Origin of the sequence: Streptomyces pluripotens, from assembly GCF_000802245.2 — a bacterium.
Taxonomy (GTDB): Bacteria; Actinomycetota; Actinomycetes; order Streptomycetales; family Streptomycetaceae; genus Streptomyces; species Streptomyces pluripotens.
On sequence record NZ_CP021080.1, the window covers coordinates 1,624,607 to 1,646,269 of the forward strand.

Annotated in this window: 16 protein-coding genes; 7 read left to right on the forward strand and 9 right to left on the reverse strand. The window is 69.1% G+C overall.

All coding sequences use genetic code 11. The annotated features are described in order from the left end of the window. The first annotated feature begins 123 nt into the window (after positions 1–123). Positions 124–300 carry a hypothetical protein gene (locus LK06_RS33680; RefSeq protein ID WP_167747938.1) on the forward strand — a complete coding sequence of 59 codons (177 nt, stop codon included), beginning with the start codon at positions 124–126 and terminating at the stop codon, positions 298–300. A gap of 116 nt (positions 301–416) precedes the next feature. Here the strand turns inward: LK06_RS33680 and dnaE are convergent, their stop codons facing one another. Continuing rightward, complete coding sequence (gene dnaE, locus LK06_RS07195; RefSeq protein WP_039655909.1) at positions 417–3,956, reverse strand: DNA polymerase III subunit alpha; 3,540 nt, start codon at positions 3,954–3,956, stop codon at positions 417–419. Between the two features lie 236 nt (positions 3,957–4,192). Here dnaE and LK06_RS07200 point away from each other — a divergent pair, with 236 nt between their 5' ends. The 4 genes from LK06_RS07200 to LK06_RS07215 all read left to right on the forward strand — a co-directional run bounded on the left by LK06_RS07200 (position 4,193) and on the right by LK06_RS07215 (position 9,013). Then, entirely contained in the window at positions 4,193–5,518 is a 1,326-nt protein-coding gene (locus tag LK06_RS07200; protein ID WP_039655907.1) for a DUF2252 domain-containing protein, read from the forward strand. A gap of 110 nt (positions 5,519–5,628) precedes the next feature. Then, the gene (locus LK06_RS07205) at positions 5,629–6,315 is read left to right on the forward strand and encodes a hypothetical protein (RefSeq protein WP_039655905.1); all 687 of its coding nucleotides are present in this window, start codon (positions 5,629–5,631) and stop codon (positions 6,313–6,315) included. Between the two features lie 97 nt (positions 6,316–6,412). Further along, on the forward strand, positions 6,413–7,222 hold the full coding sequence (locus tag LK06_RS07210; RefSeq protein ID WP_039656105.1) for a thioredoxin domain-containing protein: 810 nt from the start codon (positions 6,413–6,415) through the stop codon (positions 7,220–7,222). Positions 7,223–7,342: 120 nt separating this feature from the next. Beyond that, positions 7,343–9,013 (forward strand): alkaline phosphatase D family protein, encoded by a 1,671-nt coding sequence (locus tag LK06_RS07215; protein ID WP_043406916.1) that lies wholly within the window; start codon positions 7,343–7,345, stop codon positions 9,011–9,013. Positions 9,014–9,017: 4 nt separating this feature from the next. Here the strand turns inward: LK06_RS07215 and LK06_RS07220 are convergent, their stop codons facing one another. After that, positions 9,018–9,590 (reverse strand): dienelactone hydrolase family protein, encoded by a 573-nt coding sequence (locus LK06_RS07220; RefSeq protein WP_039655902.1) that lies wholly within the window; start codon positions 9,588–9,590, stop codon positions 9,018–9,020. Between the two features lie 105 nt (positions 9,591–9,695). Here LK06_RS07220 and LK06_RS07225 point away from each other — a divergent pair, with 105 nt between their 5' ends. Further along, positions 9,696–10,796, forward strand: a complete 1,101-nt coding sequence (locus LK06_RS07225; RefSeq protein ID WP_039655900.1) for a mechanosensitive ion channel family protein — start codon at positions 9,696–9,698, stop codon at positions 10,794–10,796. A gap of 102 nt (positions 10,797–10,898) precedes the next feature. Here LK06_RS07225 and LK06_RS07230 read toward each other — a convergent pair whose 3' ends face one another. The 5 genes from LK06_RS07230 to LK06_RS07250 form a co-directional block, all read right to left on the reverse strand. Continuing rightward, complete coding sequence (locus LK06_RS07230) at positions 10,899–12,485, reverse strand: Na+/H+ antiporter (RefSeq protein WP_039655898.1); 1,587 nt, start codon at positions 12,483–12,485, stop codon at positions 10,899–10,901. An 84-nt stretch (positions 12,486–12,569) separates the two neighbouring features. Next, on the reverse strand, positions 12,570–13,037 hold the full coding sequence (locus LK06_RS07235; protein ID WP_039655896.1) for a GNAT family N-acetyltransferase: 468 nt from the start codon (positions 13,035–13,037) through the stop codon (positions 12,570–12,572). Then, complete coding sequence (locus LK06_RS07240; protein WP_039655895.1) at positions 13,034–13,978, reverse strand: RluA family pseudouridine synthase; 945 nt, start codon at positions 13,976–13,978, stop codon at positions 13,034–13,036. The genes LK06_RS07235 and LK06_RS07240 overlap by 4 nt, the downstream gene beginning before the upstream one ends. 144 nt (positions 13,979–14,122) lie before the next feature. Further along, positions 14,123–14,746 (reverse strand): signal peptidase II, encoded by a 624-nt coding sequence (gene lspA, locus LK06_RS07245; protein WP_039655893.1) that lies wholly within the window; start codon positions 14,744–14,746, stop codon positions 14,123–14,125. 67 nt (positions 14,747–14,813) lie between these two features. Further along, positions 14,814–15,821: a TraR/DksA C4-type zinc finger protein gene (locus LK06_RS07250; RefSeq protein ID WP_324618352.1), complete on the reverse strand. Its 1,008-nt coding sequence runs from the start codon at positions 15,819–15,821 to the stop codon at positions 14,814–14,816. An 816-nt stretch (positions 15,822–16,637) separates the two neighbouring features. Between LK06_RS07250 and ileS the strand changes: the two genes are divergently transcribed. Further along, the gene (gene ileS / locus LK06_RS07260) at positions 16,638–19,781 is read left to right on the forward strand and encodes an isoleucine--tRNA ligase (protein ID WP_043406911.1); all 3,144 of its coding nucleotides are present in this window, start codon (positions 16,638–16,640) and stop codon (positions 19,779–19,781) included. Positions 19,782–20,168: 387 nt separating this feature from the next. Here the strand turns inward: ileS and LK06_RS07265 are convergent, their stop codons facing one another. Both LK06_RS07265 and LK06_RS07270 read right to left on the reverse strand, forming a co-directional pair. After that, entirely contained in the window at positions 20,169–21,305 is a 1,137-nt protein-coding gene (locus LK06_RS07265) for a DivIVA domain-containing protein (RefSeq protein ID WP_039655889.1), read from the reverse strand. Positions 21,306–21,359: 54 nt separating this feature from the next. Continuing rightward, positions 21,360–21,650 carry a YggT family protein gene (locus tag LK06_RS07270; protein WP_039655887.1) on the reverse strand — a complete coding sequence of 97 codons (291 nt, stop codon included), beginning with the start codon at positions 21,648–21,650 and terminating at the stop codon, positions 21,360–21,362. Between the last annotated feature and the right edge of the window lie 13 nt (positions 21,651–21,663).

The window sequence follows — 21,663 nt, forward strand, 5'->3', positions numbered from 1 at the left end:
GCGGTGCCCACTCGACCACCCACCTTGTCACACACGGTAATTGTCCGACATGCGCCTGATGTCAGCGTATGTGAATCTGGTCCCGGCCCTGGCCCCTAGATCCCCCACAGGAGGCAGATCACCATGGCCAAGAACAAGAACCGCAAGCAGGGTGGCCCGCAGAACCGCGCCTCGCAGGCCGAGCAGGCACACGAGCACGCGCAGCGGACGTCGCCGGAGACGCACGAGTCGCCGGTGCACGTCCCGGGCAGCCCGGCGGATGTTGCTCGTAAGCAGCAGAAGCGCTTCGGTCACAACTGAAGGCACGGCCGAAAAGCGCAGCCGGATACACGGCTGAAGGGCAGTTGAAGCCCGGCACACAGAAGGGGCGCACCCTTGCGGGGTGCGCCCCTTCTTCTTGTGCGCGTGAGGCTCCTTCAGCCCGCCAGACAGGACGGGCCGAGCAGCACCTTCAGGTCACCGAAGAGCGCCGGGTCGGGCTTGACCCGGTGCCGGTCCAGACGCAGCACGGTGGTCTTGCGCGGACCCTGGAGCCTGATGCGGACCTCGCTGTCGCCCTTGTGGTGGCTGAGGATCTCGCCGAGGCGACTGACCATCGGCGGGGTGACCTTCACCGCGGGGATGGTGAGCACCACAGGTGCGTTGGTGCCTGCGCTGGACAGGTCGGGGACCATCAACTCCATGGCGACCAACCGCGGCACGTCCTCGCGCTTGTCGAGGCGGCCCTTGACGAACACGACTGCGTCCTCGACGAGTTGGGTCGACACGAGCTGGTAGGTCGCCGGGAAGAACATGCATTCGATGGAACCGGCGAGGTCCTCGACCGTCGCGATCGCCCAGGCGTTGCCCTGCTTGGTCATCTTGCGTTGCAGACCCGAGATGATGCCACCGATGGTGACAACGGCCCCGTCGGCGTGCTCGCCACCGGTGAGCTGGGCGATGCCCGCGTCCGCCTTGTCGGACAGCACGTGCTCCAGACCGAAGAGCGGGTGATCGGAGACGTAGAGGCCGAGCATCTCCCGTTCCTGGGCGAGCAGATAGGTCTTCTCCCACTCCTCGTCGGTGAACTGGACGTCCAGCCCGAAGCCGGGCTCGTCACTGGTCTCCTCGCCCATGCCGCCGAAGAGGTCGAACTGACCCTCGGCCTCCTTGCGCTTGACCGCGACTACATTGTCGATCATCGGTTCGTACTGCGCCGTGAGGCCCTTGCGGGTGTGTCCCATGGTGTCGAAGGCGCCGGCCTTGATCAGTGACTCGGTGGTCCGCTTGTTGCAGACCACCGCCTCGACCTTGTCGAGGTAGTCCGGGAAGGAGGCGTACTTCCCCTTGGCCTTGCGGCCCTTGATGATCGCTTCGACGACGTTGGTGCCGACGTTGCGGACGGCGGACAGCCCGAAGAGGATCACGTCGTCGCCTTGAGCAGCGAAGTTCGCCTCGGACTCGTTGACGTTGGGCGGGAGCACCCGGATGCCCATGCGGCGGCACTCGTTGAGGTAGACCGCCGACTTGTCCTTGTCGTCCTTGACGGAGGTCAGCAGGGCGGCCATGTACTCGGCGGGGTGGTTCGCCTTCAGGTAGGCGGTCCAGTAGGAGACCAGACCGTACGCCGCGGAGTGCGCCTTGTTGAAGGCGTAGCCGGCGAAGGGGACCAGCACGTCCCAGAGCGCCTGGACGGCCTCGTCGCTGTAGTCGTTCTTGCGGGCGCCGGCCTGGAAGATGACGAAGTTCTTCTCCAGTTCTTCCGGCTTCTTCTTGCCCATGACACGGCGGAGGATGTCGGCTTCGCCGAGCGAATAGCCTGCGATGATCTGGGCGGCCTTCTGCACCTGCTCCTGGTAGACGATCAGGCCGTAGGTGACGTCCAGGACCTCCTTGAGCGGCTCCTCCAGTTCGGGGTGGATCGGCGTGATCTCCTGCTGCCCGTTCTTGCGCAGTGCGTAGTTGGTGTGGGAGTTCATGCCCATCGGGCCCGGCCGGTACAGGGCCGATACCGCGGAGATGTCCTCGAAGTTGTCGGGCTTCATCAGCCGCAGCAGCGAGCGCATGGGACCGCCGTCGAACTGGAAGACGCCGAGGGTGTCACCGCGCTGGAGCAGTTCGAAGGTCTTGGGATCATCCAGCGGCAGGGACAGCAGGTCGATGTCGAGGCCCTTGTTGGCCTTCACCATCTTGACCGCGTCGTCCATGATCGTGAGGTTGCGCAGGCCCAGGAAGTCCATCTTCAGCAGGCCGAGCGACTCACAGCTGGGGTAGTCCCACTGGGTGATGGTCACACCGTCGGTGTGCCGTACCCAGACCGGGACGTGCTCGGTGATGGTCTCGCTGGACATGATCACACCAGCCGCGTGCACACCCATCTGCCGGACCAGGCCCTCCACACCGCGCGCGGTGTCGATGACCTTCTTCACGTCCGGCTCGTTCTCGTACATCCCGCGGACCTCACCGGCCTCGCTGTATCGCGGGTGCTCGGGGTCGGTGATGCCGGACAGCGGGATGCCCTTGCCGAGCACGTCGGCAGGCATGGCCTTGGTGATGCGGTCGCCCATCGCGTACGGGTAGCCCAGCACGCGCGCGGAGTCCTTGATCGCGTTCTTGGCCTTGATGGTGCCGTAGGTGCCGATCATGGCGACCTTGTCGGCGCCGTACTTCTCGGTCACGTATCGGATCACCTCGACGCGCCGGCGCTCGTCGAAGTCGATGTCGACATCGGGCATCGAGATGCGCTCGGGGTTGAGGAAGCGCTCGAAGATCAGACCGTGCGGAATCGGGTCGAGGTCGGTGATGCCCATGGCGTAGGCGACGATCGAGCCGGCCGCGGAGCCGCGACCGGGACCGACGGCGATGCCGTTGTTCTTGGCCCACATGATGAAGTCGGCGACCACGAGGAAGTAGCCGGGGAAGCCCATCGAGATGATGACGTCCATCTCGTAGTCGGCCTGCTTCTGGCGGTCCTCGGGGACGCCGCCCGGGAAGCGGCGCTCCATGCCGCGGCGCACTTCCTCCTTGAACCAGGTGACCTCGGTGTAGCCCTCGGGGATGTCGAACCTGGGCATGAGGTCGTGCTTCTCGAACATGCCGGTGGTGTCGACCATCTCGGCCACCAGGAGCGTGTTGGCGCAGCCCTCCTGCCAGGCGTCCGAGGAGTCGATGGCGTACATCTCGTCCGTGGACTTCAGGTAGTAGCCGGTGCCATCGAACTTGAAGCGGTCCGGGTCGGAGAGGTTCTTGCCGGTCTGGATGCAGAGCAGGGCGTCATGGGCGCCTGCCTCATGGGCGTAGGTGTAGTGCGAGTCGTTGGTGACCAGCGGGGGAATGCCGAGCTTCTTGCCGATCTCCAGCAGGCCGTCGCGGACCCGGCGCTCGATCTCGATGCCGTGGTCCATCAGTTCCAGGAAGTAGCGGTCCTTGCCGAAGATGTCCTGGTAGTCGGCGGCGGCCTTGAGCGCCTCGTCGTACTGGCCGAGCCGCAGCCGGGTCTGGAGCTCACCCGAGGGACAGCCGGTGGAGGCGACGATCCCCTCGGACCACTGGGAGATGGTCTCCTTGTCCATCCGGGGCCACTTCTGCAGCCAGCCCTCGGCGTAGGCGTCTGAGGAGAGGCGGAAGAGGTTGTGCAGGCCGGTCTTGTTCACGGCCCACATCGTCTTGTGGGTATAACCACCGGAACCGGAGACGTCGTCCCGCTTCTGGTGCGGCTGACCCCACTGGATCTTGCGCTTGTTCCGCCGGGACTCGGGGGCGACGTACGCCTCGATCCCGATGATCGGGGTGATCCCGGCCTTCGTCGCGGAGTGGAAGAAGTCGTACGCCCCGTGCAGGTTGCCGTGGTCGGACATGGCGATGTGCGTCATGCCCATCTCGTTGCAGGCGTTGAACATGTCCTTCAGCCGCGCGGCACCGTCCAGCAGCGAGTACTGGGTGTGGACGTGCAGGTGCGTGAAGGGCGGCTTTGACACGGTTTCGGCCTCCGAAGGAAACGGGTGTCGACGATCTTCCGACCGGCTGCGGACAGTCTGGGGGACAGCGTCGAAGTCTATGCCCCGGCACTGACACACGCGGTGCGTCCTTGCGTACCTTCGTGTGGGAGCCGGGCACTCCGGCGCGGCGTCGGCCGTTGAAGACGGCGGACGCGCCGTCGTCCCCGTGATGCTCATTCACGCACCACCCGTTCCGCACCAGGAGGCACCCCGCGATGTCGGTCCCCCAGCTCAACGGCGAGCAGCGAGGCGAGGAGATCCTCGCCGTCTTCGACACCGCCTTCGGCCGGCTCCTAGCCGCCGACCCGGCCGCGTTCCGGATGAAGTTCCGCAAGATGGCGGCCTCGGCCTTCGCGTTCTACCGAGGGACGGCGTGCCTCTTCTACCACGATGCGAACGCGGAGAAGCGGGGCGGCCCGTACCTGGACGACCGCACCTCGCGCGTGTGGATCCACGGCGACCTGCACGCGGAGAACTTCGGCACCTACCTGGACTCCAACGGCCGCCTGGTCTTCAACGTCAACGACTTCGACGAGGCTTATGTCGGCCCGTTCACCTGGGACCTCAAGCGCTTCGCCGCCTCGATCGCCCTCATCGGGTACGCGAAGGCGCTCAGCGACGAGCAGATCACCGAACTGGTGACGGTCTACGCGGCCGCCTACCGCGAGCGCGTCCACGCGCTGGCCACCGGCGCCAAGAGCGACGAGGTGCCGCCGTTCACCCTGGACACCGCACAGGGTCCGCTGCTGGACGCGCTGCGTGACGCCCGCTCGCTGACCCGATTCGGGCTGCTGGACTCGATGACTGAGATCCGCGACTACGAGCGCCGCTTCGCTCCGGGCGGCGGCTCCATCGAGTTGGATGCGGCGACCCGCTACAAGGTGCTGGCCGCCTTCGACGGCTATCTGGAGACGCTGCCGGACTCCTCACTGACCCGCCCGGACTCGTACCGGGTGAAGGACGTCGTGGGCCGCCGGGGCATCGGCATCGGCTCGGCCGGTCTGCCGTCCTACAACATCCTCCTGGAGGGCCCCAGCGACGCCCTGGAGAACGACGTCGTGATCTACATCAAGCAGGCGCAGACCCCAGCCGTCTCCCGGCACATCACCGACCCGGCGATCGCCGAGTACTTCCAGCACGAGGGGCACCGGACGGTGATCTCCCAGCGCGCGCTGCAGGCGCACGCCGACCCGTGGCTGGGCTGGACCGAGCTGGACGGCGCGGGCCAGCTGGTGGCCGAGGTCTCGCCGTACGCCGTCGACCTGGACTGGGACGACATCGACGACCCGGAGGAGATCGCGGCCGTCATCGCCGACCTGGGCCGGGCCACCGCCACCATGCATGCGGCGGCGGACGACCAGTCCGGCGAGTCCCTGGTGCCGTTCTCCACCGAGCGGGCCATCGACGCGGCCATCGCAGCGGACGAGGAGGGCTTCGCGCCCGTCCTGGTGGACTTCGCGCACGGCTACGGCGCACGCGCGCGCACCGACCACCAGATCTTCGTCGACCTGTTCCGCAACGGCCGGATCCCGGGGCTGTAGACCTTCATCCCGGGGCTGTAGACCTTCATCCCGGGGCTGTAGACCTTCACGCCTCACAGGCACCCTTTAGGGGTCCCTTACTCACCCACGTGACAGACTCTGCTTTCGCTATGGACATATCCGGGATCCAGCTCAGAGCCGTGCGCGCGGCGCTGTTCACGGCTGTCGTCGTGACGCTCAGCACCGCGTCGCACGTGCTGCTGTCCCGGGCTCCGCTGCCGGCGGCGATCGTGAGCGCAGTCGCCGCCGGGGTGTTCGTCACCGCGTACGCACTGGCCGGACGCGAACGCGGCTTCGGCCGGATCGCGGTGCTGCTGATCCCGCTGGAGCTGGCCGCCGACACGGTGTTCACCACTGGCCAGCGGGCGTGCTACGGCCAAGTGGGCGGCCCGGTGGCGGGCCCGCTGCGCGCGGTCGGCCTGGACGTGCTGTGCGACGGCCGGGTGGGGACCCCGTTCGTCCAGGTGACCGACGGTCCGAACCGGGCCGCCGCGCTGCTCGCCCACGCCGGACCGGCCACGGCCTGGCTACTGCTCGCCGTGCACATCGGCATGGGGCTGCTCGCTGCCGCCTGGCTGTACCGGGGTGAGCGGGCACTGGCCCAGCTGGTGCGCGCGGTCACCGCCACCACTTTCCGTCCACTGCTGCTCGCGGTGGCCTCGGTCACCGTGCGGCCCGCCCCGGTCCGCCGGCAGCCCCGCCCGGCCCCGCGGCACGCCACCGCCCGCGACCGGCTCCTCGTGCACTCCATGGGACGGCGTGGACCGCCGTGCTCTCCCGCCGCCGCCCTCGCCTGAGCGACGAAGGCTCCGACGCATTCGGCGGCGGCCGAACACGATCATTCCCCCGTACACCGCGCACTGGATGTGCGCGTCCCACATGGAGATCACCAGCATGAGCAAGCGGAACAGCCAGGCGGCGAAGACTGCGGCCCGGGAGCGACTGCGCCAGGAGCGCGAGCGGCAGGCCAAGCGCGACAAGGCCAAGCGGCAGGTCATCGTGGCCGCATCGGCCGTGGCCGTCTTGGCGGCGGCCGGCGGCATCGGCTACTGGATCGTCCAGGCCAACAAGCCCGCCCACTGGGAGGCGCTGAAGAACGCCAAGGTCACCGCTCCGGCCAACACCACGGGCAAGGACGGCACCACCGTGGTCATAGGCAAGGACAGCGCCAAGAAGACTCTGAAGAGCTACGAGGACCCGCGCTGCCCCATCTGTGCCCAGTTCGAGCAGACCGTCGGCTCGACCGTCGACAAGGACGTCGAGGACGGCAAGTACAAGCTCCAGTACGTGGGCGCCACCTTCCTCGACGACAAGCTCGGCGGCGAGGGCTCGAAGAACGCGTTGAGCGCTCTCGGTGCGGCGCTCAACGTCAGCCCGCAGGCGTTCCTGGATTACAAGTCGGCGCTCTACGCGAAGAAGTGGCACCCGGAGGAGACCGACGACAAGTTCAAGAGCGACGACTACCTCATCAAGATCGCTGACACCGTTCCCGCTCTGAAGGGCAACGCGAAGTTCCAGGACGCCGTGAAGAACGGCACCTACGACGCCTGGGCCGTCGCCATGTCGAAGAAGTTCGACACCAACAAGGACGGCGTGACCGGCACTCCGAGCTTCGTCATGGACGGCAAGAAGCTCGGCGGAGGCAACGTGATCATGACCGTGGCCGACTTCAACAAGGCGGTGGATGCGGCCCTGAAGGGGTGAAGCCGGTCCACTTGCACCACCACTGACGCTCCATCAGAAAATGACGAGGGTGTGAAGAGCGGGCGAACTCTCGGAGTTCGCCCGCTCCGTCGTTCATACCGGTCAGTAACCTGATCGGCCGTGACCAGTCGATACCGAATATCCGAGGCGCCCCAGCGTCTCAACTCCCCTTTGCCCCGCCGCCGTACGGTCGTCAAGGCCGCAGCGGCGACTGTTGTCCTGGCCGGTCCCATCGCCGCCGCGTTCCCGGCCGGCGCCGCCACGGACGCCCCCGCCTTCCTGCACGGCGTCGCCTCCGGCGACCCGCTGCCCGACGGCATCCTGCTGTGGACCCGCGTGACCCCCACACCGGAAGCCGCACCCGGCTCCGGGCTCGGCCCGGACACCGAGGTGAGCTGGGTGGTGGCCAGGGACAAGGCGCTGACGCGCATCGTCGCCAAGGGCTCCACCACCGCCAGGGCCGCTTCGGACCATACGGTGAAGGCCGACATCCGCGGCCTGGAACCGGCCACCGACTACTGGTTCCGTTTCTCGGCCGGCGCCACCCACTCCCCGGTGGCGCACACCCGCACCGCACCGGCGGCGGACGCGGCCGTCTCCGGTCTGCGCTTCGGCGTGGTCTCCTGCGCCAACTGGGAAGCTGGCTACTTCTCCGCCTACCGTCACCTCGCCGCCCGGGGCGACCTCGACGCGTGGCTGCACCTCGGCGACTACATCTACGAGTACAAGTCCGGCGAGTACGCAGCGCGCGGCAAGGTCGTCCGCCCGCATGCTCCCACGCACGAGATCCTCACCCTCGCCGACTACCGCATCCGGCACGCGACGTACAAGACGGACCCCGACCTGCAGGCCCTGCACCTGAAGACGCCCGTCATCGCGATCTGGGACGACCACGAGTTCGCCGACAACGCCTGGTCGGGCGGCGCCGTCAACCACACCGAAGGCGCCGAGGGCACCTGGAAGGCCCGTCAGGCCGCCGCCAAGCAGGCCTACTTCGAGTGGATGCCGGTCCGTCCGGCCATCGCCGGAACCACCTACCGGAGGCTACGCTTCGGCAAGCTCGCCGATCTGTCCCTCCTGGACCTGCGTTCCTTCCGTTCCCAGCAGGTCGCCACGGGCAGCGGATCGGTCGACGACCCGGACCGCACGATCACCGGGCGCGCCCAGCTCGACTGGTTGAAGGCCGGATTGAAGGCCTCCAGCACCAAGTGGCGCCTGGTCGGCAACTCGGTGATGATCTCGCCGTTCGCCGTCGGGGAGCTCTCAGCCGACCTGTTCAAGCCGCTGGCCAAGCTGCTCGGGCTGCCGCAGGAGGGCATCGCCTTCAACACCGACCAGTGGGACGGCTACACCGACGACCGCCGGGAGCTGCTGCACCACCTGCGTTCCAACGGCATCCGCAACACCGTCTTCCTGACGGGTGACATCCACATGTCGTGGGCCAACGACGTGCCGGTGAACGCCGGTACCTACCCGCTGTCGGCATCGGCGGCCACCGAGTTCGTGATCACCTCGGTGACCTCGGACAACCTCGACGACATCGTGAAGTTCCCCGAGGGCACCGTCTCCGCAATCGCCTCGCCGATCATCCGGGCCGCCAACCGGCACGTCCACTGGGTGGACACCGACCGGCACGGCTACGGCGTACTGGACGTCACCGACGACCGCGTGCAGATGGACTACTACGTGCTGTCCGACCGCACCGACGCAGGCGCGACCGCCAGGTGGGAACGCTCGTACCGCACCCGCAGCGGCACGCAGAAGGTCGAGCGGGCCTACGCCCCCGTGTAACCGCTCACCTGAGCATTCCAAGGAAGCCGAGCGCCACCCGCCAGGTGGCCTCGGCGGCCTCCGCGTCGTAGTCCGGCAGCCCGGGGTCGGTGTAGAGGTGCCCGGCCCCGGCGTACCGGTGAACCTCCACCTCGGCACCTGCCCGGCCCATCTGCAGGTACCAGGCGTTCAGCCAGTCGTCCGTCTCGAACGGGTCCGGCTCGGCGACGTGCAGCTGCACCGGCAGCTCGTCCACCTGTGTGTCCGGCGCGAGGTCCGACGTACCGTGCAGAAGCAACAGCCCGCGCGCCTTAGCGTCCCCGAGGGCGAGGGTCTGGGCGATGGAGGCACCGAGCGAGAATCCGGCGTACACCAGGCCGCGGTCCGAATAGGGCGCCGCCGCCAGCACGGCCCGCTTCAGCAGTTCGTCCTTGCCGATCTCCTCCTTGAACTCCATGCCCTTCTCGACGCTGTCGAACGTGCACCCCGCGAAGAGGTCAGGCGTCCACACCTCGTGGCCCGCCCCGCGCAGCCGGTCCGCGGCCTCGCGCACCGCGGGCCGGAGCCCGTAGGTCGAGTGAAAAAGCATGATGTTCATGAGGCCATGGTGCCAGCTGGGCCTGCCCGAGCCGCGGCACGCCCTCCCCGAACGCGTCCAAAGTCACAGGTTCGCTCCCCGGCAGAGCCGGTTACGGTCGCAGACATGGAGACCCTGCTCCGACCCGTGATCGTGGTCGGCGGGTCCGTGTTCCTGACCGTGCTCATCGGCTGGGCCACGGACCTGCTGCTCCGCAAGGCCGACGACCGCCACAGTGAGACACCGCTGTGGGGGCTGCTGCGGCGTGCCCGTGTCCCGTACCAGATGGTGCTGTGCGCCGCCCTGCTCAGAGGCTGCTACGACCAGGTGGGACTGCTCCGGGAACACCGGGTCGGCATCGGACGGACGCTGACCCTGGTGCTGATCGGGGCGACGGCCTGGCTGGCGATCCGGATCGCGGCGGCGGCGGTGGAGACGACTTACACCGGCTACGCCCGCGCCCACCACGATCTGGCGCGGGTCCGGCGAGTACGCACCCAGCTGACGCTGATCATGCGCGTGGTGTCCGCCGCCGTCGGCGTGGTCGCGGTGGCCGCAATGCTGCTGACGTTCCCGGCCATGCGGACCGCCGGCGCATCGCTGCTGGCCTCGGCGGGTGTCGTCGGCATCGTGGCCGGTGTCGCCGCCCAGTCCACGCTGTCGAACCTGTTCGCAGGGCTGCAGATCGCCTTCGGTGACATGGTGCGCATCGGCGACACGGTCGTCGTGGACGGCGAGTGGGGCACCGTCGAGGAGATCACACTGACCTTCCTGACGGTGCGTACCTGGGACGAGCGCCGCTTCACCATGCCGGTGTCGTACTTCACGTCCAAGCCGTTCGAGAACTGGTCCCGCGGCACCCCACAGATGACCGGAACGGTCTTCTGGCACCTCGACCACAGTGCGCCCGTGGAGACGATGCGCGAGAAACTGCGCGACATCGTGCGCCGGTGCCCCGCCTGGGACGGTCGCGCCTGCAGCTTGCAGGTGACGGACACGACACCGAACACCATCCAGGTACGCGCCCTGGTGACGGCGAAGGACGCGAACGACATCTGGACGGTACGGGTCACGGTCCGCGAACAGATGATCACCTGGCTGTCGGCGGAGCACCCCTACGCTCTTCCTCGGGTCAACACCGCGGATGCCGATCCCCCACCACACCGCTCCCCGTCCCCTGCCGGACCTTCCCTGCGCAAGGCGTACGGGGTCCCCCACCCCGGCTGAGGCTGACGGACCGCACCAGTGGCAGCCACGGACCGCGCCGCACCCGCACGGCAGACATCCGGCATCCGGCCGTAGCGGGTGGTGCCCGGGTGGGAGGGGAATTCAGCGCAGGCTGCGCACATCGAGGTGCCGAAGCACCCGGTCCACGACCTCCGGGTCGGCACCGGGCTCGCTGCGCGCCGCCAATACCTCGTGCCGCGCAGCGCTCAGCATCTCCGCCTGGATGCGCCGGATGCGCTTCAGTCGTCTGGCACGCTGATGCTGGGCCTCCCGACGTTCCTCCTCCCCCATGTCCGGGCTGATCCGGATACCGATGTCGAAGGCCGTCCGCAGCATCTGCTCGGACAGCTCCTCGGACAGCTCCTCCACTTCCTCGATCTCCCGTAGCCTGCGCCTGGCCGCCTTCGCGGCCCGCACGGCCAGGTCCTTCTCGAACTCCTTCTCGCCCTCGGCGTCGGCCCGCACCCCGAGCCGCCGGACGAGCCATGGCAGGGTCAGCCCCTGCAACACCAACGTGCCGATGATCACCCCGAAGGCGATGAAGACGATCTCACCCCGGTCGGGAAACGCAGACCCGGCATCGGTCTTCAGCGGGATGGCCAGCGCCAGCGCCACCGACGCCACCCCCCGCATACCGGACCACCACATCACCACGGTTTCCCGCCAGCTGACCGGAATGTCCTCGTCGTAGTCCCGGCGGGCGTGCAGCCGCTTGGTCAGCCAGGTGGCGGGCAGCAACCACAGCAGCCGTACGACGATCACCACGCCGGCGACGGTCGCCGCCCAGCCCAGCAGCACACTCCATCGCCCCGTGGCCGTACGGATGGCGTTGTGCAGTTCCAGACCGATCAGTCCGAAGGCCACGCCCGTGACCAGGGTGTCGATGATGTCCCAGAAGGTGTGCCCGGCCAGCCGGGTCATCACCGCATCGGCGTCAGTGGCGTACTCCGCGAGGAAGAGGGCGGTGGTGAGCACGGCGAGCACCCCGGAACCGTGCAGCTTCTCGGCGAGCACATAGGAGGCGTACGGCACGAGCAGTGTCATGCCGATCTGCAGTGTCGGATCGTCCAGCACGTCCATCAGCTTGTTCGCGCCCCAGCCCAGCACCAGCCCCATGACCAGCGCGACGACGGCGGACAGCACAAGGTCCAGGCCGGCCTGCCATACCGAGAACGCGCCGCTCACCACGGCGGCGACCGCCATGTGGTACAGCACGATGGCCGTGACGTCGTTGAAGAGCCCCTCACCTTCCAGGATCGACACCAAACGGCGCGGCAGCCCCAGCTGGCCCGCAACGCTCGTCGCGGCGACCGGGTCGGGCGGCGCGATCAGTGCGCCGAGCACGAAGGCGGCGGCGATCGGCAGTTTGGGCACGATCGCGTGGGCGACGAACGCCACGCACACCATCGTCACGCACACCAGGGCGACGGCCAGCAGGAGGATGGGGCGGATGTTGGCCGCGAACTGCCGCCAGGAAGTCCGGCGCACGGCGGCGTAGAGCAGCGGCGGCAACAGCGCGGGCAGGATCAGATCGGGCGGGATGTCCACGTCGGGCACGAAGTCGGCCACCGCCAGCACCCCGCCGAACAGCGTCATCAGCACCGGCGCCGGCACCCCGAACCGGTCCCCCAGCGGGACGCTCACCAAGGCCCCGAGCAGGAGTGCGAACAACAGGGCCAACTGATCCACGGCCGGCGCTCCGGGAGTCGACGATCACACGGCAGGGCTCCAGGGTGCCATCCGGCCGGCTGGAAAGTGCGTTGCGCGCCGCCGCTACAGAGTGCGGCGCATCGCCCGGTGCGGTATGCCGGCGTCCGGGAATTCAGGGCCGTACGCCGTGTAGCCGAGTCGTTCGTAGAAGCCCAGGGCATGGGTCTGCGCATGCAGGTCCACCGCGGTCAGACCCCGTGCGCGTGCCGCCCCTTCGATGGCCCGGACCAGGGCCGCGCCGACCCCGAGCCCGCGTGCCTCCGGGCAGACGGCGAGTCTGCCCAGGGAGCCCACCGCCGGGTCCCCACCGGTCTTTCCGGTGGCCGCCTCGCCGTACAGCAACCGGCCGGTACCGAGCGGTGCACCGTCCTCGCGGGCTGCCAGGACATGCACGGCGACGGCGTCATAGGCGTCGTATTCGATGCTCTCGGCGACGCCCTGCTCTCCCACGAAGACCTCCTTGCGGACCGTGAAGCAGGCCTCGCGGTCGGCGGAGTCCTCGGCGATCCGGACGGTGTACGGCAGGCTCACGCGTACGTCTCCGCACGGACCTGGTCGAGGGCGTTCTGCAGGTCCTCGGGGTAGTCGCTCGTGAACTCGACCCACCGTCCGTCCCCGGGATGCTCGAAGCCGAGCCGGACCGCGTGCAGCCACTGGCGGGTCAGGCGCAGCCGCTTGGCGAGGGTGGGGTCGGCGCCGTAGGTGAGATCGCCGACGCAAGGGTGGCGGTGCGCGGCCATGTGGACGCGGATCTGGTGGGTCCGGCCGGTCTCCAGCTTCACGTCGAGCAGGGAGGCGGCTCGGAAGGCCTCGACGAGGTCGTAGTGGGTCACCGAGGGCTTTCCGTCGGCTGTGACCGCCCACTTGTAGTCGTGGTGCGGATGGCGGCCGATCGGGGCGTCGATGGTGCCACTGGTCGGGTCCGGGTGCCCTTGGACCAGGGTGTGGTAACGCTTGTCGACCGTACGTTCCTTGAACTGACGCTTGAGCGACGTGTACGCGTACTCGGACTTGGCGACGACCATCAGGCCCGAGGTGCCGACGTCGAGGCGGTGCACGATGCCCTGCCGCTCGGCGGCACCGGAGGTGGAGATCCGGTAGCCCGCTGCGGCGAGCCCACCGATGACGGTGGGCCCGGACCAGCCCGGCGAGGGGTGCGCAGCAACGCCGACCGGCTTGACGATCACGACCACGTCATCGTCGTCGTGCACGATCTCCATGCCCTCGACCGGCTCGGCGACCACCTGCACCGGCGCGGGCGCCTGCGGCATCTCGACCTCCAGCCAGGCACCACCGCGCACCCGCTCGGACTTGCCGACCATCGTGCCGTCGACCTGGACCTTGCCGGCTGCGGCCAGTTCCGCCGCCTTCGTACGGGAGAAGCCGAACATGCGGGAGATGGCGGCGTCGACGCGCTCGCCCTCCAGGCCGTCGGGCACGGGCAGGGTACGGATCTCGGGAATCGTGCTCACCAGACGAGTATGCCGGACGGGCGCGCGGCCGCCGAACGAGCCTGTGGACAAACCGCCGCGGACACCCCCGCGGACACCCCCGCGGACACCACTGCCCTTCGGTCCCCGCGGCCCCGGTCCAGCGCTTCCTTCCGGGCCGGGCCGTCAGTCGCGATGGACCGTGCCGTCCGGGTCCAGGCCGCGGAAGGACAGCAGCACGATCAGGATGCCGCCGCACACGATCGCCGAGTCGGCCAGGTTGAACACGGCGAAGCCCTTGGGCGCGATGAAGTCCACCACCTCGCCCTGGAAGACTCCCGGCGCGCGGAAGATCCGGTCGGTGAGGTTGCCGAGCGCGCCGCCGAGCAGCAGTCCCAGGGCGATCGCCCAGGGGAAGCTGTAGAGCTTGCGGGCCAGGCGGATGATCACCACGATCACCGCAGCCGCGATCAGCGTGAAGATCACGGTGAAGGCCGCGCCGAAACCGAAAGCGGCCCCCGGGTTGCGGGTGGCGTGCAGCTCCAACAGGTCTCCGACGAGGCTGATCGGCGCGTGCCCCTCCAACTTGGCGACGACGAGCGTCTTGCTGATCAGGTCGAGGGCGTAGGCGAACGCGGCCACCGCGAACAGCACCGCGATCCGGCGCGCGCGACCGGACTGCTGCTGCGCCGGGGCCTGCGGCCCGGCCGCACCGGACACGCCGGCGCCGGGCGGCGCTCCGGCCGCCGCCTGCTCGCCGTTGTCGTCCGGGGTGTCCGGCGTACCGATGATGCGCTCCGCCTCTGCCACGTGAGTCCCTCAACCTAGGTGCCTGACTGAGGACGAGACTACGGCACGTCCCGGCGGCCCCTCGCGCTCAGGAGCGGCGTTCCTGCTTCTGTTTGCACTCCACGCACAGCGTGGCCCGTGGGAAGGCCTGCATCCTGGCCTTGCCGATGGGGTTGCCGCAGTTCTCGCACAGGCCGTAGGTGCCGGCGTCCAGCCGGTCCAGGGCACGCTCGGTCTGGACCAACATTTCGCGCGCGTTGGCAGCCAGGGCCATCTCGTGCTCGCGCGTGATGTTCTTGGTGCCGGTGTCGGCCTGGTCGTCGCCCGCGCCGTCCCCGGAATCCCGCATCAGGCCGACGAGGGACGCCTCGGACGAGGTGATCTCCTCTCTCAGTCGCTCCGTCTCGGACTGCAGTTCCGCGCGGGCCTGCGCGACCTCTTCCGAGGTCCAGGGGTCTTCGCCGGGGCGTACCGCCAACTCGCCGGGCTCTGCCCCGGTGCCCCGTGCCTTGGGGACGGCGTTCTGCCCCGCCGTGGCCGTGCCAGGAGTCTTCTTCGCTCCCACTGTCGTGGCTCCCGTCTGCTTCGCGTTCCGCGCCGCGCCCGCTTTCCTGGCCGTGCTCTGCCCGACCGCCTCGGCGGAGGCGTCCTCACCGCCCGTCTTCTTCGCGCCGGCCTTCTGCACCGGGGCCTTCTCGACCGATGCCTTCCTGTCCTGCGTCTTGCCTGCCGCCGGCTTCTCGGGGGCGTTCCCGGGAACCGCGTTCTGGGCCCGCGCCCGCCCCGCGGACACCTTCTTGGCCGCGGTCTTGCTGGCCGGCTTCTTTGCCCCCGACCGGTTCCCGGCCACCTTGTCGCCAGCCACCCTGCCCGTCGCCGTCTCCCCGGCGGTCACGGCTGCCATCTTCGCCGCCGGCTTCTTCCCGGCGGACTTCTTCCCGACCGGTTTCTTCCCGACCGGCTTCTTCCCGACCGGCTTCTTCCCGGCCGGCTTCTTCCCGGCCGGCTTCTCCGCGGCCGGCTTCTCCACAGCCGCCTGGTCCTTCGGCGGTGTCTGCGCGGCCGACGCCTCCCCGGCACCTTCCTTCCCCGCCACGGCCTTCTTGGCTGGCGATCTCCCTGCGGCCGTCTGCTCGGCGGCTGTCTTCCGGAGCCCTGCCCGTCCGGTCGAAGCGGTCCCGGCGCGCGCGGACTCCCTTCCGGCTACTGCCCTGGCCCCGCCATCAAAGGCAGCCGCACCGCCGGAGGCGGCTGCGTCCCTGGGCCGGACGGTCGCCGGCTGCTGTACGGCGGTCTCTTTCGCCACCATGGCCGCGACCCCTTCACATATTGTGATGTTGCTCGCGAATCGTGCTGGGACGATAAATCGACTTGAGTCCCGCGGCAACGGGGCACACCGCCTGATTCGCCCGCCCGCACCCCCCGGCCCGTGGGCATGCCTCCGTTGTGCCCAGCTCCCGGCCGGGTAATCCGCCAGGGCCGTGCTCCCCGGAGCCGAGCGCCACGTCCCGCGCCATTCGGGTCATCCCTCCGGCGCGCACGGGCCCGGGCACGGTCGGCGAAGAATACCGGTCCGCCGCTGTCGCACGGCGCCGTACACTGGGCGGAGCGAAAAGCATGGATGGGGACGAGTAGCGGCGTAAGCGGCCCAGAGCGACCCGGGGACGGTGTGAGCCCGGGGGCGAGCGCGACGTGAAGATCACCCCGGAGCCGCCGGAAGAAAGCCACAGCCGCGAGGCCGGGGCAAGTAGAACCGGCTCGCGACCCCAATGAGGGGGCTCACCGGCGCGTACGGCGCGGCGGGGGCCAAGGAGGGTGGTACCGCGGGAGCGCGCCGCACACGGCGTAGGCAGCAACGAAGGCTCTCGTCCCTCCGACGGAAGGCAGCAAGTCCGTTGGAGGATGCTCGCAGATGACAGCGCCGACGTACCGCCAGGTGCCCGCACAGGTCGACCTGCCCGCTCTTGAGCACGCCGTGCTCGACTTCTGGCGTGAGCAGAAGATCTTCGCGAAGAGCCTGGAGCAGTCCGAGGGCCGCCCCGAGTGGGTGTTCTACGAAGGCCCGCCCACCGCCAACGGCATGCCCGGCGCCCACCACATCGAGGCGCGCGTCTTCAAGGACGTCTTCCCCCGGTTCCGCACCATGCGCGGCTACCACGTGGCCCGCAAGGCCGGCTGGGACTGCCACGGCCTGCCCGTGGAACTCGCCGTCGAGAAGGAGCTGGGCTTCTCCGGCAAGCAGGACATCGAGGCGTACGGCATCGCCGCGTTCAACGCCAAGTGCCGCGAGTCGGTGACTCGGCACACCGACGCGTTCGCCGAGCTGACGACCCGCATGGGCTACTGGGTCGACCTGGACGACGCCTACCGGACCATGGACCCCGAGTACGTGGAGTCCGTCTGGTGGTCGCTGAAGGAGATCTTCAACAAGGGCCTGCTGGTCCAGGACCACCGCGTCGCCCCCTGGTGCCCGCGCTGTGGCACGGGCCTGTCGGACCACGAACTGGCACAGGGCTACGAAACGGTCGTGGACCCGTCCGTGTACGTGCGCTTCCCGCTCACCTCCGGTCCCCTCACCGGCCAGGCCGCGCTCCTGGTGTGGACGACGACCCCCTGGACCCTGGTGTCCAACACAGCGGTCGCCGCGCACCCCGAGGTGACCTATGTCGTGGCGACCGATGGCGCGGAGCAGCTCGTCGTCGCCGAGCCGCTGCTCGCCAAGGCGCTGGGTGAGGGTTGGGAAGCCACCGGTCAGACCTTCACCGGCGCCGAGATGGAGCGCTGGACGTACCGGCGCCCGTTCGAGCTGGTGGAGTTTCCAGAGCCCGCCCACTACGTGGTGAACGCCGACTACGTCACCACCGAGGACGGTACGGGCCTGGTGCACCAGTCACCCGCCTTCGGTGAGGACGACCTCAAGGTCTGCCGCGCCTATGGCCTGCCCGTGGTGAACCCGGTCCGCCCGGACGGCACCTTCGAGGAAGACGTGCCGCTGGTCGGCGGCGTGTTCTTCAAGAAGGCGGACGAGAAGCTCACCGAGGATCTCCAACAGCGCGGCCTCCTGTTCAAGCACCTGCCGTACGAGCACAGCTATCCGCACTGCTGGCGCTGCCACACCGCGCTGCTGTACTACGCGCAGCCCTCCTGGTACATCCGCACCACGGCTGTCAAGGACCGGCTCATCCAGGAGAACGAGAAGACCAACTGGTTCCCGGAGACGGTCAAGCACGGCCGCTTCGGCGACTGGCTCAACAACAACATCGACTGGGCGCTGTCCCGCAACCGCTACTGGGGCACCCCCCTGCCGGTCTGGCGCTGCGAGGATGACCACCTGACCTGCGTCGGCTCCCGCGCCGAACTGACCGAGCTGTCGGGCACCGACCAGTCGGGCCTGGACCCACACCGCCCTTACATCGACGAGGTCACCTTCGCCTGCCCGCACGAGGGCTGCGGCAAGACGGCCGCGCGCGTGCCGGAGGTCATCGACGCCTGGTACGACTCGGGCTCGATGCCGTTCGCGCAGTGGGGCTATCCGTACAAGAACAAGGAGCTGTTCGAGAGCCGGTATCCGGCGCAGTTCATCTCCGAGGCGATCGACCAGACCCGCGGCTGGTTCTACACGTTGATGGCCGTCGGCACGCTCGTCTTCGACAGGTCGTCGTACGAGAACGTCGTCTGCCTCGGCCACATCCTCGCCGAGGACGGTCGCAAGATGTCCAAGCACCTGGGCAACATCCTGCAGCCGATCCCGCTCATGGACCAGCACGGCGCGGACGCGGTGCGCTGGTTCATGGCAGCCGGCGGTTCCCCGTGGGCGGCCCGCCGGGTCGGCCACAGCACCATCCAGGAAGTCGTCCGCAAGACGCTGCTGACGTACTGGAACACGGTCGCCTTCCAGGCCCTGTACGCCCGTACGTCGGACTGGGCTCCCAGCGCGGCGGACCCGGCGCCGGCCGAACGCCCGCTGCTGGACCGCTGGCTGCTGTCCGAGTTGCACGCGCTCACCGACCAGGTGACCCAGGCGCTGGAGGCGTACGACACCCAGCGCGCCGGCAAGCTGCTGTCCGCGTTCGTGGACGACCTGTCGAACTGGTACGTCCGCCGCTCGCGGCGGCGCTTCTGGCAGGGCGACAAGGCCGCGCTGCGCACGCTGCACGAGGTGCTGGAGACGGTCACCAAGCTGATGGCGCCGATCACCCCGTTCATCGCCGAGCGAGTGTGGCAGGACCTGGTCGTCCCGGTCACGCCGGGCGCGCCGGAGTCCGTGCACCTGGCGTCCTGGCCGGCGGCTGACCTGAGCGCCATCGATCCGGAGCTGTCCAGGCAGATGGTCCTGGTCCGCCGGCTGGTGGAGTTGGGCCGTGCCACGCGTGCGGAGTCCGGGGTGAAGACGCGTCAGCCGCTGTCTCGTGCGTTGATCGCGGCGACCGGCTTCGACTCCCTGGACCCGGAACTGCACACCCAGATCACGGAAGAGCTGAACGTCACGTCGCTGGCCTCGCTGTCCGAGGTCGGCGGCAGCCTGGTGGACACCACCGCCAAGGCCAACTTCCGGGCCCTGGGCAAGCGGTTCGGCAAGCGGGTGCAGGACGTGGCCAAGGCCATCGCTGGTGCGGACGCCGCTGCCCTGTCCCTCGCGCTGCGTGCGGGCACGGCGTCCGTGACGGTCGACGGTGAGACGGTCGCCCTCGCCCCGGACGAAGTGATCATCACGGAAACCCCGCGTGAGGGCTGGTCGGTGGCCTCCGACTCCGGTGCCACGGTCGCGCTGGATCTGGAGATCAGCGAGGAACTGCGGCAGGCGGGCCTGGCCCGCGACGCGATCCGACTGATCCAGGAGGCTCGCAAGAACAGCGGCCTGGACGTGGCCGACCGGATCGCGCTGCGCTGGACCTCCACTGACCCGGCGGTCGTCGCGGCCCTGGACGAGCACGCCGAGCTGATCGCCGACGAGGTCCTGGCCACCGACTTCGCCCAGGGTGGGGCGGACGACAGCTACGGCAAGCCGTTCGCGGACGAGGGTCTGTCCCTCACGTTCCGCCTGCGCAGGGACTGAGCGCTGAGTAGCCCGAAGGGCCCGGCTCCCAGGGCGAGCCGGGCCCTTCGGCGTCGCGGCAGAGCGAAGGCTGCGTCGGGGCGGGCCGGACGCCCGGCGTCCTGCTGAGCACCGGGGGACGAGACGACCGGCTGTCCTGCGGACCGCGGCGGCCGGAGCTCGGCGGACGGGCCGACGTCGTAGGTCCCCTTCGGATCGTCGGGCACAGCAAGTCGTCCGCCCCGTGTTCCGGGCTTCTCGGGCGGGAGACCGCGGCCATGGCAGTTGCCCTCACCGGCCCCCGGCTCGTGTCGACACGCGTAACAGGGCGGGACCCCGGACCGAAGTCCGGGGTCCCGCCCTGAACGCTGCCGACGCCTGTGGCGTACTACTGGCCGTGACCGGCCCTCAGTTGTCGTCCTCGTCGATCAAGAAACCGCGCATCGGCGAGGGAGCCTGGCCCATCGGGGACGGGCCCTGCGGACGAACCGGAGCCATGGGCTGGGTCATGGCTGGTGTCATCTGTTGCTGGCCGCCGTAGGACGGTGCCGACGGAGCGGGCGAGCCGCCCATCGTCTGGTTACCGCCGTAGGACGGGGCGCTCGCGCCGGCCGGGGCCATGGAGGGCGACGGGGACGGCGGCAGGGACGCGGCGGCCGGAGTGCGCGGCGGGGCGAGGGAGTCGTCGGCCTGGGTCTCCAACTGGCGCAGCTGTGACTCCAGATACGACTTCAAACGCGTGCGATACTCGCGCTCGAAGCCGCGCAAGTCCTCGACCTTGCGCTCCAGCGTGGCGCGGGCGGACTCCAGCGAGCCCATGGCGACGCGGTGCTTCTCCTGCGCGTCCCGCTCCAGGGCGTCGGCCTTGGCACGGGCGTCGCGCTCCAGACCCTCGGCTCGGCTGCGGGCCTCGCCGACGATCTTGTTGGCCTCGGAGCGGGCCTCGGCGATCGCCTGGTCGGCGGTCTGCTGGGCCAGTGAGAGGACACGGGCGGCGCTGTCGCCACCGGGACCCTGGCCGGGCATGCCCGGACCGCCCATGGGGCCACCCATCTGCTGCTGCATGGGAGGCTGACCGCCCATGGGGCCTTGGCCCATGGGCCCCTGCCCCATCGGGCCCTGCCCCATCGGGCCCGGACCCTGCGGACCCGGACCCTGCGGGCCGCCCTGTCCTCCGGGACCGGCAGGCAACTGCGGGGCACCGCTCGGCAGCTGGGGTGGGCCGCCCATGGGGCCGCCCATCTGCTGCTGCGGCGGGCCCGATATGCCGGCGGGCACCGGCGCACCCGGGCCTCGCATGCCCTGTTGTTGAGGATGCTGCTGGTCCTGGCCCTCCGGAGGCTTGCGCATGTTCTGCTGGTTCTGGGCAGCGGCACGCGTCGCGGCGGCCAGTTTGGCGCGCAGGTCCTCGTTCTCGCGGAGCAGGCGGGTCAGTTCGGCTTCGACCTCATCGAGGAAGGCATCGACCTCGTCCTCGTCATAGCCTTCTCGGAGGCGGACGGTCGTGAACTGCTTGTTCCGCACGTCCTCGGGGGTCAACGGCATCTCTTCACCTCAACGTAGTCATCGGCAGTCGGCAAGACCGGGTCGTCCACACACTCATCTCGCGAAGTTCTGCACGATGGCGATGAGAATCCAGACGATGATCATCAGTACGAAGAAGGACAGGTCGAGCGCCACGCCCCCGAGACGCAGCGGCGGAATGAACCGCCGCAGAAGCTTCAGCGGTGGATCGGTGACAGTGTAGGTGGCCTCCAGTACGACCACCATCGCCTTGCCGGGTTGCCACGAGCGGGCGAACTGGAAGACGTACTCCATGACCAGCCGGAAGATGAGCACGATGAAGAACACCATCAGCGCGATGTAGATCACCTGCGCGAACACGCTCATGGTCTGCGCTTCC

Bases quoted from the DNA above. Each gene is read 5' to 3' on its own strand.
- LK06_RS33680 (WP_167747938.1), top strand. From the start codon at position 124: ATGGCCAAGAACAAGAACCGCAAGCAGGGTGGCCCGCAGAACCGCGCC.
- LK06_RS07200 (WP_039655907.1), top strand. From the start codon at position 4,193: ATGTCGGTCCCCCAGCTCAACGGCGAGCAGCGAGGCGAGGAGATCCTC.
- LK06_RS07205 (WP_039655905.1), top strand. From the start codon at position 5,629: ATGGACATATCCGGGATCCAGCTCAGAGCCGTGCGCGCGGCGCTGTTC.
- LK06_RS07210 (WP_039656105.1), top strand. From the start codon at position 6,413: ATGAGCAAGCGGAACAGCCAGGCGGCGAAGACTGCGGCCCGGGAGCGA.
- LK06_RS07220 (WP_039655902.1), bottom strand. From the start codon at position 9,590: ATGAACATCATGCTTTTTCACTCGACCTACGGGCTCCGGCCCGCGGTG.
- LK06_RS07225 (WP_039655900.1), top strand. From the start codon at position 9,696: ATGGAGACCCTGCTCCGACCCGTGATCGTGGTCGGCGGGTCCGTGTTC.
- ileS (WP_043406911.1), top strand. From the start codon at position 16,638: ATGACAGCGCCGACGTACCGCCAGGTGCCCGCACAGGTCGACCTGCCC.
- LK06_RS07265 (WP_039655889.1), bottom strand. From the start codon at position 21,305: ATGCCGTTGACCCCCGAGGACGTGCGGAACAAGCAGTTCACGACCGTC.
- LK06_RS07270 (WP_039655887.1), bottom strand. From the start codon at position 21,650: ATGAGCGTGTTCGCGCAGGTGATCTACATCGCGCTGATGGTGTTCTTC.